Origin of the sequence: Achromobacter sp. GbtcB20, from assembly GCF_019091095.1 — a bacterium.
Taxonomy (GTDB): Bacteria; Pseudomonadota; Gammaproteobacteria; order Burkholderiales; family Burkholderiaceae_B; genus Achromobacter; species Achromobacter mucicolens.
Genome location: NZ_JAGXJZ010000362.1, coordinates 1 through 328, shown reverse-complemented (window position 1 = coordinate 328; position 328 = coordinate 1). Strand labels below are relative to the sequence as shown.

The window sequence follows — 328 nt, the reverse complement described above, 5'->3', positions numbered from 1 at the left end:
CTTGAGCCAGCCTCATTTTTTTATTCACGGGCTCGAGGCAGACCATTACCGTAAAATTTTTGATTGCATAAATGAGATTGCCGATGCAACTGAAGACCAGATTGCTCAACAGAAGCATCCCTCTCTCGAAGCGAAGTCAATTTTCAATACGACTACCGGTGAATACAAGCAATTCCCTGAGGATATTGAGATATCTTTTGCCAAGAAAGTTGCGGGACCTCAACCTCGGATAGCGAGTAAAGATAGGGCTGAGATAAAAGCGGCTGAAGAAGAATATGCACTAATCCTCGCGCAAGCAAAAGAACAGGCGCAAACCATGACAAAGCGC

The 328-nt window shown here is 44.8% G+C and carries 1 protein-coding gene; it reads left to right on the top strand.

The features are described from left to right. The coding region (locus KVT32_RS29330; protein WP_217619344.1) for a hypothetical protein at nucleotides 1-328 on the top strand (328 nt) is incomplete at both ends.